A 16,840-nucleotide genomic window follows, 5' to 3' on the forward strand; every position below is an offset into this window, starting at 1 on the left:
ACAGAATTTAGAAGTCAGGTTTTACAAAAAAATAGTATCTTTGCACGCATAAAAAGTTCTTTGAAATGTTAGGAAGAAGACAAATCCGTGAAAAAGTGGTGGAATCACTGTATTCATACACTCAAAACCCGATAAAGTTTGATGTTTTAGAGAAAAATATGTTCTCTAGCATCGATAAAATCTATCATCTGTACATTTACCAACTTAATTTTCTGGTCGCTCTGAAAGATATGGCTGAAAAGCAAATCGAGATCGGAAAAAACAAGTATATCAAAAGCGCAAATGATATAGATCCCAATCAAAAATTTATTCAAAATCAAATCTTATTAAAGATCGAGGAAAATGGAGAACGACTTTCCTTTACCTCGAAAAATCAAGATTTGAAATGGGAAACTCATGATGATTTATTGGTAAAAACCTTTCAGCGAATGACTGCCGGGAAACGCTACCAAGATTTCATGCAACAGGAAGGACATAGCTTTGAAGATGATCAAAAATTCATTGGTAAATTATTTCTAAGATATATGGCAGAAAATGAAGATTTTCATGACCATTTAGAATCGAAAGAAATGAGTTGGGCAGATGATTTCCATATCTCCAATTCTATGATTCAAAAAACCATTGGATTTTTCAAAGAAGATGAGCCGAGTCACACTTTAATTAAAATGATTAAAGATGAAGATGACAGGGACTTCGCGCGAAAATTGCTTCGAGAAACGCTCAACCATTGGGATGAAATTGAAAAAACTTTGGAAGCGCGATTAGAAAACTGGGATTTAGAACGGGTTTCACTTTTAGATAAAATAATCCTGATTACAGCAATTTGTGAACTTGATTATTTCCCCCTAACTCCAGGGAGAGTAATCATCAATGAGTATATTGAGATTTCTAAAGTCTTTTCCACCGATCGTTCAAACATCTTTATCAATGGTATTTTAGATAAATATACCAAAGATTTTAACCGGAATTAATAAATAATGATATGAAAAATTTAATTAAAATTTTACCGATTGCTGCTTTTTTGAGCATTACGGCATGTGATAAAAATCAAAAAGCTGATCAGCTTGTAACCGAAGAAACTACTATGGAAGCTCCAGTTGCAGAAGCTCCAGTAGCGGCAACACCAGAAGAAATGATGGCAGAAGCACAATCGAAACCTTTAACTACAGTAGCACTTTCTGAAGCAGCTTTCGCTTTCGGGAAAATGAAAAAAGGAGAACAGAAGGAGCACGTTTACGAGGTGACCAATACTGGAAAAAATCCTTTGATTATTTCGCAAGTGAAGCCAGGTTGTGGTTGTACAGTTCCTGATTTTACGAAAGACCCAATTTTGCCAGGTCAAAAAGGGAAAATTACTTTAAAGTTTGATTCTTCAAGTTTTGATGGAATGGTGAGTAAATCAGCAGAAGTTTACGCTAACGTAGAAAAAGCTCCGATGGTGCTTAGTTTTACCGCAGATATTCAGCCTAACTAATTTAATTTTAAAAATAAGCTAATGATTACAATATTTCTACAAACCGCCGGTGCAGAAGGTTCTATGATGCCAACAATGGTAATGATGGGATTAATGTTCGTAGGATTTTATTTCCTGATGATCCGTCCGCAAATGAAAAAGGCGAAACAGGAAAAGAATTTCCAATCTGACATTAAAGTTGGAAGCAGAATAGTTACAACTTCAGGAATGCACGGAAGAATCGCGCAGATCCAAGATGATGGAGTAGTAATTGAAACCCTTTCTGGTAAATTAAAGTTTGAAAAAGCAGCAATTTCTAGAGAATTTACGCAGCAACGTTTCCCAGATACCGCTGTAGAAGAAAAGAAATAATCTTTTTCAATTGATATTTTAAAAGCAACCAATTTTGGTTGCTTTTTTTATTTAACTGAATATTAAAATCAAGAGACTCGCCACAAATATCCTAAAAATGGTAACAAGCGGATAAACCTGTGCGTAACTTTGAATAGGAATGTCTGAATCTAAATAATTCGTGCTGAATGCCAATGCAGCGGGATCCGTGTAACTGCCACTCATAATTCCCGCGAGTTGAAGATAATTAATTTTCATAAAAAATCTACCCACAACAACCATGGTGATGAGCGGAATAAATGTAATTGCGGAACCGTAAAGCAACCACATCCACCCATTATATTTTACGAAATTTTCGTAGAAACCATCGCCGGCATGAATTCCTACCGCCGCAAAAAAGAGGCAGATTCCAAAATCTTTCATAAAGTAAACCGCTCCATTATTCACGTAAGAATGAATAAAAGAAATGCCGCCATATCGGGATATCAAAAGTGCTACGATGAGTGGTCCAGCCGCAAAACCAAGTTTAATAGGAACTGGTAAAGAAGGAATCATGATGGGAATAGATCCTAAAATAATTCCTAAAAGTAAACCGCCAAATAAGGATAGAAAATCTGGCTCTAATAATTTCTTTTCAGAATTACCGATAAGTTCTTCCACTTCAGCGATGGCATCTTTCGAGCCGATTACCCGTAATTTATCGCCATAAAATAATTCTAAAGAAGGTCTTGGTAAAATTTCCTTACCTGCCCGGAAAACGCGCGTCACCTTTAAATCATAGGTATTAAATAAGTCCAATTCTGACAGTTTTTTATGGAAAACTGAGGGTTTGGTTACAAAAATATTTCGCTTATGTATTTCCGTATCCGATTCTATAAATAAATCGCTACTGGGTCTTCCTATTTTTTCAATAAATGCATCTACATCTTTTTCTAAACCGACCAACATCAGCACGTCTCTTTCCCGAAGTTCCATATCTAAAGTTGGCGATTTCACCACTTGATGACCACTGTGTTTCAGTCTGGAAATCACAATTTCTCCTCCGAATTCTTTTAAGATTTGATGTAAAGTTTGTCCATAAAATTTCTCATTTGTCACCCGCATTTTCTTATGAATCAAAGGTAATTCCCGATTAATTTTAGACAGCCGGAAATTTCTCATTTCCTTTTCTGTATTGATTTTCAGAAAAAATTTGGAGAAAATAATCGTACCAATAATTCCAAAAACACCGAGTGGATACGTAATGGCGTATCCAATAGTGGGATCATTAAAGGTTTTGTCGGGGAAGGTGTTTTTTATTTCTTCAATGGTGCTTTTCGCGGCACCTAAACCAGGCGTGTTCGTTACGGAACCACTCATAATTCCTACTAAATCTTCAATTTTAAGTCCGGTGAGTTTGAATATTACAAATGTGATTACTCCCCCAAAAAGAACAGTGGAGACTGCCAAAATATTAAACTTCAAACCTTCATTACGAAAGGAGGAAAAGAACGAGGGACCCACCTGTAAACCAATTCCATACACGAAAAGGATTAAACCAAAATCACGAATAAAATCCAAGATTTCTGCCTGAATTCTATAACCAAAGTGACCCAAAATTAATCCTGTGAACATTACTCCCGCCACACCGAAAGAAATTTTACCTAATTTCAATCTTCCGAAAAACACTCCTGTTCCTATGGCAATCATTAAAACCACGATGGATTGAGTGACTGTGGGGTTTTCTACGGGTAAAAAGAGTGTATTGAGCCAGTCGAACATTTTATTTTATTTCTTACAAAATTATCATTAAAAAGTGCGAAAAGCAATCTTTCTGCGTGAGTTATATCACCGATATAAGCAGCATGTTAATTGGGTTTATTCTGCAGGATTTTAAATCCTATTCCGCAATTAAGACATTTTTTTTGAAGACAGTAATTTTTATAATGATACAGCATCGCTTGCGATTCTGCTGAATTCTCCGCTACAGCTCCTAAAGATTTCCAGCCTTCTATGATGGTATTTTTTTCAGGTAAGATTTGTCTGTAAAAGTTAAGAATCTCATCCACTGCATTTTCATTTGAATTTTTTAGAAAAGTATATTTTAGAGGCAGCACAGCATTAATCAACACCAAATCAATAAATTGGCTGGTTAAAAATTTTTCACCTTCTACGGAAGAAACGGTTCCAAAATTAAAATGCTTGTCCCAATAGGTACTCGCTTTTACTTTTTGAAAAATTAGATGCAGTGCATTTACATCTTTTGCACTCATCACTTTTGAAAATAAATTCTGATGAAGATGATAAAGACTGGCTAATTGTGAAAGTCTAAGCGTTGGAAAATTTGGAGGACGCAATCGGGAGAATTTAGGAATCGTGCGCTGCGGTGTTAATGAAAACTTCACCTGAAGAAATTGAAATTCTCTTTTCCAAATTTTCATTTGCTCATCTTTTGGATTTTCTAACCAATTAGTAGTTCCGAAAAAGAGGGCTTCCAATTGAGTCTCGTTTTGTCTGATTTTATTGATAATTTTAAAGTCAAAACTTTCTGCCAATTGTTTAAATAATGCTGCATTGACTTTTAAACCAAAAGCATAGGCTAAATTGTGAAAAAGAACTGCTTCATAATTATTTTGGTTGTGGCGCAGCGCTTCTTCAATTTCTATAGATTTTTCATCCAATTTTTTAAGCAATGATTCTTCCCAAAATTGAAGCGGAATCTTTTCAACATCGAATATTTTTGCACACGGAATAAACTGATTTTCCTGCAGAAGGGATTCATATTTCCAAAGCAGCGATTCGTCAATATAATTTTTCAGCTCTAAGGTGGGAATGTTTTTGAGTTGAAATTCTTCAATCTCTACATCATTTTGGTAAACAACATGCAAGATTAAATTTTCAAATTCTGGATTAGAAGAGTGCCGGTGAAAAATCCAGTCCGATGCTCTTACATGAAGTTCAATATGTCCGGCTAAAACGAAGCCTTTCGATTTAATTTTACCCAATAGAAAATCTGGTCCAGAATTAAAATTCCACGCCCCAAAATCTATAATTTCGAGTTGATTTCCGTCAACATCAGAAAAATCAAAATTGCTAAAAATTTTGAAATTCCAGAGATATTGAAGCAGTTTTTCATTCACCTTGTTTGCCTTTAATTACAAAGTAACAAAGGAAATCTGAGGAAATTTCGGGTGAAAAAACTATTTATGAAAGTTTTCTAAAGTGTGTGCGTACATTTTCTCGTAAATCGGCAGAATGTTTTTTAGATCAAATCGCATGGCTTGTTCTTTCGCATTTTTCTTCATTTCTGCAAGCAATTGCTCGTCGCTCAGCAATTTGATGGTGTAATTGCTCATGGCTTCTACATTTCCAATTTCTGCCAAAAATCCAGTTTCTCCCTGAATGTTCACTTCGGGTATTCCACCTGCGTTGGAGCTAATCACGGGAGTTTCTGCCGCCATGGCTTCCAAAGCCGCAAGACCAAAACTTTCTTGTTCTGAGGGTAAAAGGAATACATCTGAAAGCTGTAAGATTTTATACAAATCGTTTACTTTTCCGAGCAATCTAACTTTGTTCATCAATTCTGGGTTGTTTTCTAAAAACTCATTGACTATCTCCATGTCTGGACCTTCACCGATGATAATAAGTTTGCTTTTTACCCGAGCTTGAACATTTTTAAAAATTTGCAAGACTTCATCTACTCTTTTTACAGGGCGTAAATTGGAAACATGGATCAAGATTTTCTCGTCTGGATTTGCAAATTGCTTTCGCTGACAAACCGTTTTATTAACAAATTCGGAATTATCGATAAAATTGGTGATGACCTGAATTTCTTTTTTAATATTAAAAAACTGCAGCGTATCCTTTTTCAGGCTTTCAGAAACTGACGTTATCGCATCTGATTGATTGATAGAAAATTCGACGGCATGTTTGTAACTTGGATGTTGTCCCACCAAAGTGATATCTGTTCCGTGAAGCGTTGTGACCAAAGGAATATCTTTGCCTTCCTCTTTCAGCATTTGCTTTGCGGTAAATGCAGCATAAGCATAAGGAATCGCATAATGTGCATGCAATAGATCCAGTTTATACAAATTTACGACGCGGTAAATCATGGAAGACAGGGCAATATCGTACGGCTGATATTGAAATAGGGGATAGGTTTGTACGTTAACCTTATGGAAAAATATGTTAGGATTGGTAATATCTAACCTTGCGGGCAAAGCAGAACTGATAAAATGTACTTCATATCCTTTGTTGGCAAGAGACATCCCAAGTTCTGTTGCTACAATTCCGCTTCCGCCGTAAGTTGGATAGCAGAGAATTCCTATTTTCATATATTTTTTGACTTATTTTAAGAGCGAATATTACTTAGGGAAGCGAAATTATTCCACTTTCTCTGACACGCTTTTTAGTGGTAAATTAGTTTTTGAGGAGGCATTTAAATCCATTCCCATTCCTGCTTTTAGATTGTCATTGACCAAAACGGGCAATCTTCCAGAAATTTTGGTGTTTCCAGAAAGTGCGATGGCAGTTGCTTTCATAGAATCATCATTATTTTCATAAGAAACTAAGACCGTAGATATTTTAGAAATATCTACATCCTTTAAGGCATAAGCAGAACCAAAAACATTGAGAATAACATTTTGATTTTTACTTAAATCCGCCAAAGCTTTTTTACTTTCCGCGGAAATTTTATAAGGTTTGTAAGCCGTAGAATTGTCTTTGTGAAAACCAACGATTACTTTAGAATTTGCAGGAATGCTCTTTATTTCCGAGGATTTTTTAACAATGACCGTCGAGTTAAGATTCAGTTGATTCAAAAATGTTTGGTACGGAGCTTCTTCCAAAGGAACATAGTAATAGGTTTCTCCACAATTTAAAGGAAGCAACTTTTTTTCATCTTTTACTAAAGTTAGAGCATTGCTGTACAGATTTTGAACCAATATTTGGTGGGAAGAATTGTTTAAATCTTCGTTGATGTTTGCTGGATTTTTGGGTTCGTATTTGGTGAGACCTAAATAATATTTCGTCAATAAAATTTTCTTTACACTTTCTTCAATGCGGTTTTGAGATATTTCTTTTTGATCAATGGCAAGCTGAATTAATCTTTTCCCTTCCTTCACTCCATCAGAAAAGAGCATGATATCATTTCCAGCTTTAAAAGCGAGCGCGTCCAATTCTCCAGGTTTGTAGCGTTTTGCAACTGCACCCATATTTAAAGCATCGGTAATAATTAAGCCTTTGTAACCATATTTCTCTTTTAATATTCCTGTAATTATATCACTGGAAACGGAGGCTGGAACTCCTTTTTTGCTTTCTAAAGCTGGAACGTATAAATGTGCGACCATTACACCGCCAATTTCTTTATCCATCAAAGCTTTGAAAGGTGCTAATTCCACATCGGTTAATCTTTTCAAATTATGCGAAACCACGGGTAAATCCAAGTGGGAATCGGTGTCGGTATCTCCATGACCTGGGAAATGTTTGATCGCTGCCAGAATTTTGTTATCCTGGAGACCTTTGGAATAAGCTAAGGCAGAACTTACCACATTCGTTACTTCGGAGCCAAAACTTCTATTTCCGATAATCGGATTTTCTGGATTGGTATTCACATCTACTACTGGTGCGAAATCCCAATTAATTCCCATTCTGTGGCAATCTTCTGCGATTTTTGCCGCCATTTGGGTAATTAGATTTTTATTTTGAATAGCACCTAAAGTCATGGCCCACGGAAATTTGTGTGCGGTTGCGATTCTCTGGAAAACACCCCATTCAGCGTCCATACCAATCATCAAAGGAACTTTTGATTTTGCTTGAAATTCATTGACTAAATTGATTTCCCGTGCGGCATCATCTTGCATTAAAATTAGTCCTCCAATATGTTCACTTTCTACGATGTTTCTAACATTAGATATATAGTCTTCTCCTTTATTGGTATAAAGTGCAATGATAAAAAGTTGGCCTAGTTTTTCATCTTGAGAGAGATTGTTATAGGTTTTGTTGACCCAGTTATTTGCAATTTTCTCCTCAGTCTTGGTCAGGTTAATCGGCTTAAACTGACTGCTTAAATGAATTGAAATAAGAAATATGAGGAGAAGAGTGATTTGCCTTTTATGTATTTTCATAATCGATAATAAGATGCTGAACAAAAATACATTTTTTAAATTTTAAAACGTATCGATAATGGCATGCATCTTGGAATAAAGGGAGAAAACAATCTAAAATTTTATACAATGAAAAAATATTTTACCATATTGCTTCTAGCAATTTTCGGCTTTACCGCAATTACTTGTACGGACAGAAATGATGACGTAATTGTTACGAATGACAATGATACCTATCCTCAGATGAGAGATATAACTGGCTCCCTGAATTCCGCAAATCAGTTTACGATTACTCAAGGAATTAATATTGCGCCAGAGGACGTAGTTTTAGTTTATAGAAATATCAACTCTAATAACGGAAACTCTGCAGTTTGGCAAATGATTCCGAAAACTGAATTTATCGGAGCTTCAAGAGAATTAGATTACAACTTCCTTTTTAATAGCCAAAATGTAGAAATTTTTACAGAGGCTAATTTTGATCAAAATTTATTGACTGCAGCAGAAGCTTCTCAATATTTAACGAACCAAAGATTTAGAATAGTTTTGATCCCTGCATCTTCAACTAAAAATGCCAATGTAAAATATGAAGATTATGAGAGTGTAGTGAAATACTTCAATTTACCGAACAAAGATTAATCATCAATTAATTCAATAAATCACCCGCCAATAAATTGGCGGGTTTTTTATTACTAGGAGGAAAAGCTTATCTTTAATCCCAAATTAAAACAAGATTTATGAGTGTTCATATCGCTGCCGAAAAAGGGCAAATTGCTAAAACAGTTCTACAACCAGGAGATCCATTACGTGCTAAATACATTGCAGATCATTTTTTGACAGATGCAAAACTAGTAAGCCAAACAAGAAATGTTTTATACTATACGGGTTTATATAAAGGCAAAGAAATTTCTGTAGGAGCAAGTGGGATGGGCATTCCAAGTATCGGAATTTATTCTTACGAACTGTTCACGCAATATGAAGTTGACACCATTATCAGAATTGGAACTTGTGGTGCTTATACCTCTGATTTAAAGCTTTTTGATTTGTTAAACGTGGAGAATTCTGCAAGTGAATCTACATATGCCAAATTTGCTTGGGGAATAGAAGGTGATTTAATTGCTCATCAAGGAAATGTTTTCAACGTCATTACTGAAACCGCGCAGAAATTGGGGAAAGAAATTCTAAAAACGAACATTCACACGAGTGATATCTTCTACCGAAACGACCAGAATTTACCTGATGTAGCAACTAAATATAATTGTACTGCCGTAGAAATGGAAGCTTTTGCGCTTTTTGCCAATGCGCAACATTTAGGTAAAAATGCCGCAACCATTCTTACAGTATCAGATATCATTCCGACAGGGGAGCAGATTTCTGCTAATGAGCGTGAAAAAGCCCTGAAAACAATGATAGAATTAGCATTGGAAACAGGGCTTAATTTATAAGTAAGTTTTAATTATTTAAAGAACTTCATCTCGGTTATCTAAGAGGTGACCAAAATAATCTTTCTTCACTTTTAGGTAAGATTTACTATCACTGGTAGCATCAATTTGCAGTGGAATTCTCTTATTCAAGTTAATTTCACTGTTTTCTACACTTTTTATTTTCTCTGGATTATTGGTTAATAAGTTGATGTCTGTAACTTTCAAAATCTTTAAGATTTCTATTGCAACAGCGAAGTCGCGATCGTCTGCGGGAAGACCCAATTCAAGATTTGCCTGAACAGTATCATAACCTTGCTCCTGAAGAGAATAGGCTTTCAGCTTATTAATAATTCCTATGTTTCTACCTTCTTGGCGAAGGTAAACGATGAGTCCGCCATTTTCATGCATAAATTTCATGGAGGCGTCTAATTGCTGACCACATTCACATTTTTCGGAATGAAAAACTTCACCCGTTATGCACTCACTATGAAAGCGAACATTTACCGGCTTTGAAAAGTCTGTATTTTCGGCAATAATTGCCATGTGGGGCATCCAATCGGTCACCTCTTCAGAGATTGCGATCATGCGAAAATTCCCGTAAGATGTCGGGACTTTTGATTCTGCTTGAATTTTTAACATTTAAAGTTAGTTTTTTAATGTAGCGTTAATAGAATCTTTAGGTATGAAGTTATTCAAACGGGACATGTTTGTTTTAATTTTGACCAGATAACGGTTTAATACCTCGTCATCATCGCCATTGAGATTTTTTCTAAGATTCTGTAAATTACGATAGGATTGCTCAAACTTTCTATTTGATCGGGAAATGCCGCTGTTATCATAAGATTCCAGGGCACCGATATAGTCCTTTAAATGTGTTTGTAGGTTTTTAATTTCCAGATTAACAGCGTTATTCCGAAATTTTGGAAAGGTAGATATTAAGTTGGTTATTTCTGAAGAGTAAATGATGAGGTCTTTCTTTTCTCCTAAAGTGTAAGTGGAAGCGACCATGTTTCCCTGTGTAAAAGAGTTCGCAATAGGAGATAAATTGATCTTCTCAGCAGTACAAGAACTTACGATTAAAATTAAACCAATATAACTAATACTTCTCTTCATTATCTTTCACTTTTTGATAAAGGATTGGGTTTAAAGAATCATCGTTGTACATTTTCATTTGTTTGTACACTTTCAACTTAATTCCACCGCTCTCTATATCACTAAGTAATTGATTAATTGCTTCTGATAAGTCCTCTTTTTGTTCGAATAAAACATTAAGCTTCTCTTGGCATTTATCTCTATGTTCTTGATCTGCAGAACTTCTGTTCGCCTCGCAGGACATGTGATAAATCTTCAATGCAAGGATTGAAAAACGGTCTAGAGCCCACGCGGGAGTCTCCGTATTTATTTTTGCATCTTGTGAAGGAACAATTTGCTTATATTTTTGTAGAAAATAACTATCAATAAACTCTACTAAATCTGTTCTTTTCTGATTACTAGCGTCTATTCTTCTTTTGATTTTAAGAGCTTCATTGGGTTCTATATTTTCATCGCGAATTATATCTTCCAAATGCCATTGAACGGTATCGATCCAATTTTTCTCATACAAAAGTTGATCCAAAGTACCATTTTTATGTGGGTTTTTTGGGATTACATCTACATTATCTTCGACGTGGTAGTCAGCAATAACATTTTCAAAAATTGACCAAGCTTTTTTGGTAAAGTTCATCAGTATTTTTCTTAGATCGTAGGTGGAGGGGTAGTGTTGTTATTGACCGTAGGTTCTTCCGCAGATTTCTTATCTTCCTCTTTTACGGCATCTTTAAATTCTTTGATTCCTGATCCTAAACCTCTCATCATTTCCGGTATTTTTCTTCCTCCAAAAAGGACTAAAAGAATAATTGCAACGATAAGAAGGTGCTGCCAAGAAAGCGCTAATATTACGAGTGTTTGCATTTTTTATGTTTTTGTAAAGTTATATTATAAATTTTAATTAATCCAACCTAAAGGGTCTACTGGATTTGTACCGTTCCATATTTGAAAGTCCAACGTATATGTTCCATCAAAATCTGCTCCTACTGTTCCAATAGACGTTCCAGCAGATACTTGCTGATTGGCAGAAACCATTGTGTTTCCTAAGTTTGCATAAATGGTGAAATAATCACCATGTTTCACAAATACCATTTTCGTTCCATCTCCAGATGCTACTACTCGTGATACCGTTCCAGGGGCAACACATTTTGCAACTGTCCCTTTCGCAACAGAGATTTTAATTCCATTATTTTCTTCCACAATATTTTTAAATACTGGATGGGGCTGTCGTCCGAATCTGTGTGTTATGGTTCCATATGCCGGCATTCCCATTTTACCACGATTGGCCGCAAAATTGTTTCCGACCGCAGAATTGACACCAAAATTAGTCATCGCTTTTGATTCTGCCGCTTTTTTATCATCTTCATTTTTCTTCGTCAGTGTAGCTTCAGCTGCACGTGCGTTGGCGGCTTTGTCTGCAGCGGCTTTTGCATTGGCTGCCGCGATTGCTGCATCCTTTGCGGCTGCTGCTCTTCTAGCTTCTGCCCGCTCTGCATCGGCTGCTTTGTTAGCATCTTCAGATTTTTTGGCATCTGCCGCCACTGCTAATATTTCTTTCTCTGCTTCTTCTGCCGCTTTTTTATCTGATATTGCTCTCAGTCGTTTTGCTTCCTCATCAGCTTTCCTTTTCTCTAATGCCAAGGCTTCTAATCTCGCTCTGTTTTCAGTATCAATTCTTGCTTTTTCCTTTTCCGCTGCAATTTTAGCTAATCTAATTTTTTCCGCTTCAGCTTTTTTATTTTCCTCTTCTTTCGCTTTTGCAATTCTAATTTCCTCGGAAATAATCGATCTAATCTGACCTTCAAGCTTTTTAGACTCGGTTTGCTTTTGTTTCAGTTCTGCCGTAAGCTGAGATTCATTCTTCTTAAACTCTTGCAATAAATTCTCTTTCTGCTTTTTCTCCGCTGCAATTGTCAACAAGTCTTTTTGTTGATTGGTCAAAATTGTCTGTTTGTCTTTTACAGAATTTTGTTTCAATCTTACATTCTGCACCAAAAGTTTTGCAGCATCTGAAATCTCTGAAGCTTTTTTATCTTGATAATCAGAATAGTCTTTTAAATATTGAACTCTTCTAAGCGCTTCTCCCAAATTTTTAGAAGAGAGGATAAATGTCACTTTATTTTGTACACCTTTGTTTTTATACGCTTTTACTAAAACTTCTGCATAGTTTTTACGCAAGACTGCTAATTCTCTATTCTGACGATTTATTTCAAGCTGTCTCAGGTAAATATCATCTTCAATCAATCTTTTTTCCTTTTGTGTATTGGTATACACTTTTTCTCGGAGCTGAATTTTCTTATTAACTTCATTTAAATAGGCTACAGATAACTTAGAGTCCTGCTGGGTTTTCGCCAGATTAGAATTAATGGACGCAATTTGTTTTTTAAGTTCTGCATTTTGCTTCTGTAGTTGTTCCTTTTTCTGGGAGAACAGAAGTCCAAACAGAAAGATTCCAATTAAAAAGCTTACTCTTTTTATCATCTAATCTCAGTTTTCGTATAATTATTGGGAACAGAGTACGGAGTCTCTATTTTTGAACTCTCAAATCTCGTGTTTTCCAGTAAAATTTGACTGGTTTTAGCCCCATTTATTGATAATTTAACATTTTTTGGCAAACGCATATTTTCAAAATCTACCCAATTAGAGTAAGTCACCGTTAATTTTTCATTCGTCAATATATTATTTAAATCTACAGTCATTAGATCAAAACCGGTAGAAAAATACATCATTACTGAATATTTCGAGGTTTTACCTTGCGTTTGAAATTCTAATGGTTTTTTCGAAATTACTCGATATCCTTGACTGCTATTCGTAATTACTAAATTTTTGTCATCCAGAGGGATAAATGATTTCCCTAACAATAAATTCTGAAAAGAGGAAAAATCGATGAAGTTCACCTGCAGTAAATTATTCAAATAAGAGAAATCCGATTCTATATACGTTTTATTCCATTTTTCATATCCTTTTATTCCATTAGGAGTAGCAATTCCACGTCCTACATTAAGGAAAACTGCAACGAGGTTCATCCAAACTTTTTGATCTTTTTCCAAGTAAATTGTTGCATCCAATGTTGGAATATAATTACCTGTCTCTACATCTACGCGAGAATTGATCTTTAGGTTTTGAAAATTAGGTTTTTCTTGAATTTTATTCAATAAAACTTTAGTTGAAGCCGATGGCGTTTCTGTAATTGTGGGGTTAGTTGCAGCAGTATTTGTTTTACAAGACACCGCAAAGAAAGAAATTATTATTAAAAGTAGGTACTTAATCATTTTTTGTTATTTGTTCCAGAAGCTTGCAATAGTAACGCCAATTCTAAACATATGTTTTGGGAATTAGACTTACAGTATTTCAAAATTAATTTAAGACGCTGATCCTTTCGATAAAAAATCGAGTACAGAGAAATCACCTAAAGAAATTTCTCTTGCAACCCCAAAATATTCTGCAGAATTCCCAATCATGGAATTGCTTAAATTTCCGTGATCAATCATGGTATTTTCTTGAATTAAAGAATTGTCGATATTAGAATTAATAATTACTGTATTATTTCCCACAGAAACACAAGGTCCTATCTTCGAATTCAATATTTTTACATTTTCGCCAATAAAACAAGGCGGAATAATCATACAATTTTCGATGGTTGCAGAAGCGGGATATTGAGAAACAGTGTCTATTTCATAATGCAAAACCTTTCCGTTTGTTTCTACAGTAGCGTTTTTATTGCCGCAATCCATCCAATCATCAACTTTTCCTAAGGAGAATTTTGCGCCTTTTTGGCGAAGATTTTCTAAAGCAGTAGTTAATTGATATTCTCCACCGAATTTAATATCGTTGTCCATGATGTAATTAATCTCCGCCATTAACTTTTCTGCAGAATTGAAATAATAAATCCCGATAATGGCCAAGTCTGAGACAAAAGTTTGTGGCTTTTCTACAAAATCTGTAATGAAACCGTAGTCATCTAATTTTACCACCCCAAAAGCGGAAGGATCATCTACTTTTTTCACCCAAATAACTCCGTCAGAATTTTTGTCAAGTTCAAAATCTGCTTTGAAAAGGGTATCTGCAAAGGCAACCACCACATTTCCTTGCATGGAAGCTTCTGCACATTTAATCGCATGCGCAGTTCCAAGCGGTTCGTCTTGCGTGTAAACCGTTCCTTTGGCGCCAAGACCTTCTGCAATTTTAATCAAAGATGCTTCTACTTCTGCCCCAAAATCACCAATGATAAAAGCGATTTCATCAATTTTCTCTCCCGCAACTTTCGTAATATCTTCTACCAAACGCTGCACAATGGGCTTTCCTGCAATTGGAATTAAAGGTTTAGGAACAGTTAAAGTATGTGGGCGTAATCTGGAACCTCGTCCAGCCATAGGAACTATTATTTTCATGTAAAATCATTTTTGTTTGCCTACTTTTAGGCTAAATTCATCTTATTTTCTTTTTGCTTAGAATTTTGTTCTCCCGCGAAAATTATTTTGAAGTACTGCCGAAGCCGCCTTCACCTCTCACCGTTTCTTCTAATTCATCCACTTCAATCCAGGTTGGATTTTCATGTTTTGCGATGACCATTTGCGCAATTCTATCTCCATTATTGATGCTAAATTCATCGGCGGACAAATTTACTAAAATCACGCCAATCTCCCCGCGGTAATCCGCATCGATGGTTCCCGGAGAATTGAGCACGGAAATACCATTTTTAATGGCTAACCCACTTCTGGGTCTAACTTGTGCTTCATATCCTGGCGGAAGTTGCATGAAAAGTCCCGTGGGAATCAATTTTCTTTCTAATGATTTTAACGTAATTTTTTCCGAAAGATTAGCGCATAAATCCATTCCAGCGGATTGTTCCGTCTGATATTTAGGCAAAGGATGTTGCGATTTGTTGATGATTTTTATCTTCATGATGAACGTTTCAATATTTTATTTAAAAGGGTTTTCTCTTGATAAATTACAATGAAGAGGAATAGTAAAAACAATATATTTCCAACAATATAATTCGTACGGAAGTAATAAAAAGAAATAAGAGATAGAGTTATTGAAATCCCTAAATAAATTAAAACTTTTTTCGTGTTATAGGGGATTGGATACCAGAGTCTTCCCCATATGTAAGAAATCACCATCATGCTCGTGAAAGTAATCAATGCCGCAAATGCACTTGCCCAATATCCATATTCTGGAATAAAAACAAAGTTAATGATAATGGTTAAGGCGGCCCCTATTAAAGAAATATAGAGTCCAACTTTTGTCTGATCAGAGAGTTTATACCAAATTGATAAATTAAGGTAAATTCCTAAAAACAAAGCGCCTAACATCACAAATGGTATAATTTCTATGCCTTCATAATAATTAGGGTCGCCTAAATATCTCTCAGAAATCCACTGCAAATTAACCATTAAAAACATAAAGATTAAACAGTTGCAAATCACGAAAACGTCCATTAAAACAGCATACGTTTTGTGATTATTTTTATCTTTAAAACTTGAAAAAAAGTAAGGCTCAATGCCCAATTGATAAGCTTGACGAAAAACCGTGATAAACGTTGCAATTTTATAAACGGCGCCATATACTCCAATTTGATGTCTTGCATCTTCTTCGGGCAATAAATATTTTAAGAACTGACGATCTAAGGTTTGATTCACAACGCCGGCAAGACCAGCAATCATTACAGGCCAAGAATAATTCATAATTCTTTTCCAAAGATTGAAATCGAAACTTCTTAAACTAAAATTCAAGAATTCTTTACCTACAATTGCCAAGGTGACAATGCTTTGAATCAAATTAGCGATGAAAACATAACCCACTCCAATTTCTGGATCATATTTTAAACCGAAAATTCCATTCGGCATATTTGGAAACCACTTTAAGAAAAACAGCACCAAAAAGAAATAGACCATTGAGCCTAAAACTTTAGAAAGCATATATAAAACCGGTTTTCCTTCTAATCTTAAAACTGCGGAAGGAATGGTTGCGAAAGCATCAAATGAAAGGATAAAGAGAAATATGACCAGAAAATTAACTTGATCTGGCGTTTGAAAAGCATCTGCCAAAGGTTGCCGAAAAGCGTATCCCAAGATGAGGTAAATCAGACCAAACGATATGATACTCAGAGTGGTTGTAGAAATTAAAGTCTTTTTGCTGAATTCTTTTTCTTGTGCAAATCTGAAAAAAGAAGTTTCCATTCCGTGCGTCAATAAAACTGTAATAACGCCCGCGATAGAATACCAATCCACAAAAGGTGAAGAAGCCGATGGACCAAAAGAATTGGTAACAATAGGCGCTACAATAAAGGGGAAAATCCTAACCAAAACAGAACTTAACCCATAAACCGCGGTTTGTCCCAATAGTTTTTTATACAAAATCCAGAAATTTTTACAAATGTATTGTTTTAATTAAAATCTAGAAATATTTTGCCTTCCCGATTTTTATCTCTTCTAAAAATGTTC

General features: G+C 35.3%; 18 protein-coding genes. 5 read left to right on the forward strand and 13 right to left on the reverse strand.

Annotated elements, in window-relative coordinates; genetic code table 11:
- Positions 1–65: 65 nt before the first annotated feature.
- From nusB to yajC, 3 genes are read left to right on the forward strand one after another with little or no spacing between them, the layout of a single operon-like run.
- Entirely contained in the window at positions 66–971 is a 906-nt protein-coding gene (gene nusB, locus RCH13_RS06585; RefSeq protein WP_326986441.1) for a transcription antitermination factor NusB, read from the forward strand.
- A gap of 11 nt (positions 972–982) precedes the next feature.
- Positions 983–1,474, forward strand: a complete 492-nt coding sequence (locus RCH13_RS06590; RefSeq protein ID WP_326986442.1) for a DUF1573 domain-containing protein — start codon at positions 983–985, stop codon at positions 1,472–1,474.
- 21 nt (positions 1,475–1,495) lie between these two features.
- Positions 1,496–1,825 (forward strand): preprotein translocase subunit YajC, encoded by a 330-nt coding sequence (gene yajC / locus RCH13_RS06595; RefSeq protein WP_326986443.1) that lies wholly within the window; start codon positions 1,496–1,498, stop codon positions 1,823–1,825.
- Positions 1,826–1,876: 51 nt separating this feature from the next.
- Here yajC and RCH13_RS06600 read toward each other — a convergent pair whose 3' ends face one another.
- From RCH13_RS06600 to RCH13_RS06615, 4 genes are all read right to left on the reverse strand, one after another.
- Entirely contained in the window at positions 1,877–3,565 is a 1,689-nt protein-coding gene (locus RCH13_RS06600; RefSeq protein WP_326986444.1) for a putative transporter, read from the reverse strand.
- Positions 3,566–3,651: 86 nt separating this feature from the next.
- Entirely contained in the window at positions 3,652–4,923 is a 1,272-nt protein-coding gene (locus RCH13_RS06605) for a DUF2851 family protein (RefSeq protein ID WP_326986445.1), read from the reverse strand.
- 60 nt (positions 4,924–4,983) lie between these two features.
- Complete coding sequence (bshA, locus tag RCH13_RS06610; protein ID WP_326986446.1) at positions 4,984–6,117, reverse strand: N-acetyl-alpha-D-glucosaminyl L-malate synthase BshA; 1,134 nt, start codon at positions 6,115–6,117, stop codon at positions 4,984–4,986.
- Between the two features lie 48 nt (positions 6,118–6,165).
- Positions 6,166–7,908 (reverse strand): glycoside hydrolase family 3 protein, encoded by a 1,743-nt coding sequence (locus tag RCH13_RS06615; RefSeq protein WP_326986447.1) that lies wholly within the window; start codon positions 7,906–7,908, stop codon positions 6,166–6,168.
- 108 nt (positions 7,909–8,016) lie between these two features.
- On the opposite strand from RCH13_RS06615, the gene RCH13_RS06620 reads away from it, so the two are divergent.
- Complete coding sequence (locus RCH13_RS06620) at positions 8,017–8,523, forward strand: hypothetical protein (protein WP_326986448.1); 507 nt, start codon at positions 8,017–8,019, stop codon at positions 8,521–8,523.
- 98 nt (positions 8,524–8,621) lie between these two features.
- Entirely contained in the window at positions 8,622–9,329 is a 708-nt protein-coding gene (gene deoD, locus RCH13_RS06625) for a purine-nucleoside phosphorylase (RefSeq protein ID WP_326986449.1), read from the forward strand.
- Positions 9,330–9,344: 15 nt separating this feature from the next.
- Here the strand turns inward: deoD and ribA are convergent, their stop codons facing one another.
- The 9 genes from ribA to RCH13_RS06670 all read right to left on the reverse strand — a co-directional run bounded on the left by ribA (position 9,345) and on the right by RCH13_RS06670 (position 16,753).
- Positions 9,345–9,947, reverse strand: a complete 603-nt coding sequence (gene ribA, locus RCH13_RS06630; RefSeq protein ID WP_326986450.1) for a GTP cyclohydrolase II — start codon at positions 9,945–9,947, stop codon at positions 9,345–9,347.
- Positions 9,948–9,953: 6 nt separating this feature from the next.
- Positions 9,954–10,421 (reverse strand): hypothetical protein, encoded by a 468-nt coding sequence (locus RCH13_RS06635; protein WP_326986451.1) that lies wholly within the window; start codon positions 10,419–10,421, stop codon positions 9,954–9,956.
- Complete coding sequence (locus RCH13_RS06640) at positions 10,405–11,031, reverse strand: DUF4254 domain-containing protein (protein ID WP_326986452.1); 627 nt, start codon at positions 11,029–11,031, stop codon at positions 10,405–10,407. Before RCH13_RS06640 ends, RCH13_RS06635 begins: the two co-directional genes overlap by 17 nt.
- 11 nt (positions 11,032–11,042) lie before the next feature.
- Positions 11,043–11,258 carry a Sec-independent protein translocase subunit TatA/TatB gene (locus RCH13_RS06645; RefSeq protein WP_326986453.1) on the reverse strand — a complete coding sequence of 72 codons (216 nt, stop codon included), beginning with the start codon at positions 11,256–11,258 and terminating at the stop codon, positions 11,043–11,045.
- Positions 11,259–11,291: 33 nt separating this feature from the next.
- Positions 11,292–12,875: a murein hydrolase activator EnvC family protein gene (locus tag RCH13_RS06650; protein WP_326986454.1), complete on the reverse strand. Its 1,584-nt coding sequence runs from the start codon at positions 12,873–12,875 to the stop codon at positions 11,292–11,294.
- Complete coding sequence (locus RCH13_RS06655; protein WP_326986455.1) at positions 12,872–13,666, reverse strand: DUF4292 domain-containing protein; 795 nt, start codon at positions 13,664–13,666, stop codon at positions 12,872–12,874. The genes RCH13_RS06650 and RCH13_RS06655 overlap by 4 nt, the downstream gene beginning before the upstream one ends.
- Before the next feature lie 90 nt (positions 13,667–13,756).
- The gene (locus RCH13_RS06660; RefSeq protein WP_326986456.1) at positions 13,757–14,785 is read right to left on the reverse strand and encodes a sugar phosphate nucleotidyltransferase; all 1,029 of its coding nucleotides are present in this window, start codon (positions 14,783–14,785) and stop codon (positions 13,757–13,759) included.
- An 82-nt stretch (positions 14,786–14,867) separates the two neighbouring features.
- Positions 14,868–15,299: a dUTP diphosphatase gene (dut, locus tag RCH13_RS06665; RefSeq protein ID WP_326986457.1), complete on the reverse strand. Its 432-nt coding sequence runs from the start codon at positions 15,297–15,299 to the stop codon at positions 14,868–14,870.
- Positions 15,296–16,753, reverse strand: coding sequence for a lipopolysaccharide biosynthesis protein (locus RCH13_RS06670; protein WP_326986458.1), 1,458 nt, complete (start codon positions 16,751–16,753; stop codon positions 15,296–15,298). Before RCH13_RS06670 ends, dut begins: the two co-directional genes overlap by 4 nt.
- Positions 16,754–16,840 lie beyond the last annotated feature (87 nt).

The organism is Chryseobacterium sp. MP_3.2 (assembly GCF_035984805.1).
Taxonomy (GTDB): Bacteria; Bacteroidota; Bacteroidia; order Flavobacteriales; family Weeksellaceae; genus Kaistella.

Bases quoted from the DNA above. Each gene is read 5' to 3' on its own strand.
- RCH13_RS06590 (WP_326986442.1), top strand. From the start codon at position 983: ATGAAAAATTTAATTAAAATTTTACCGATTGCTGCTTTTTTGAGCATT.
- RCH13_RS06615 (WP_326986447.1), bottom strand. From the start codon at position 7,908: ATGAAAATACATAAAAGGCAAATCACTCTTCTCCTCATATTTCTTATT.
- dut (WP_326986457.1), bottom strand. From the start codon at position 15,299: ATGAAGATAAAAATCATCAACAAATCGCAACATCCTTTGCCTAAATAT.
- nusB (WP_326986441.1), top strand. From the start codon at position 66: ATGTTAGGAAGAAGACAAATCCGTGAAAAAGTGGTGGAATCACTGTAT.
- ribA (WP_326986450.1), bottom strand. From the start codon at position 9,947: ATGTTAAAAATTCAAGCAGAATCAAAAGTCCCGACATCTTACGGGAAT.
- deoD (WP_326986449.1), top strand. From the start codon at position 8,622: ATGAGTGTTCATATCGCTGCCGAAAAAGGGCAAATTGCTAAAACAGTT.
- RCH13_RS06620 (WP_326986448.1), top strand. From the start codon at position 8,017: ATGAAAAAATATTTTACCATATTGCTTCTAGCAATTTTCGGCTTTACC.
- RCH13_RS06635 (WP_326986451.1), bottom strand. From the start codon at position 10,421: ATGAAGAGAAGTATTAGTTATATTGGTTTAATTTTAATCGTAAGTTCT.
- RCH13_RS06655 (WP_326986455.1), bottom strand. From the start codon at position 13,666: ATGATTAAGTACCTACTTTTAATAATAATTTCTTTCTTTGCGGTGTCT.
- yajC (WP_326986443.1), top strand. From the start codon at position 1,496: ATGATTACAATATTTCTACAAACCGCCGGTGCAGAAGGTTCTATGATG.
- bshA (WP_326986446.1), bottom strand. From the start codon at position 6,117: ATGAAAATAGGAATTCTCTGCTATCCAACTTACGGCGGAAGCGGAATT.
- RCH13_RS06660 (WP_326986456.1), bottom strand. From the start codon at position 14,785: ATGAAAATAATAGTTCCTATGGCTGGACGAGGTTCCAGATTACGCCCA.
- RCH13_RS06600 (WP_326986444.1), bottom strand. From the start codon at position 3,565: ATGTTCGACTGGCTCAATACACTCTTTTTACCCGTAGAAAACCCCACA.
- RCH13_RS06650 (WP_326986454.1), bottom strand. From the start codon at position 12,875: ATGATAAAAAGAGTAAGCTTTTTAATTGGAATCTTTCTGTTTGGACTT.
- RCH13_RS06640 (WP_326986452.1), bottom strand. From the start codon at position 11,031: ATGAACTTTACCAAAAAAGCTTGGTCAATTTTTGAAAATGTTATTGCT.
- RCH13_RS06645 (WP_326986453.1), bottom strand. From the start codon at position 11,258: ATGCAAACACTCGTAATATTAGCGCTTTCTTGGCAGCACCTTCTTATC.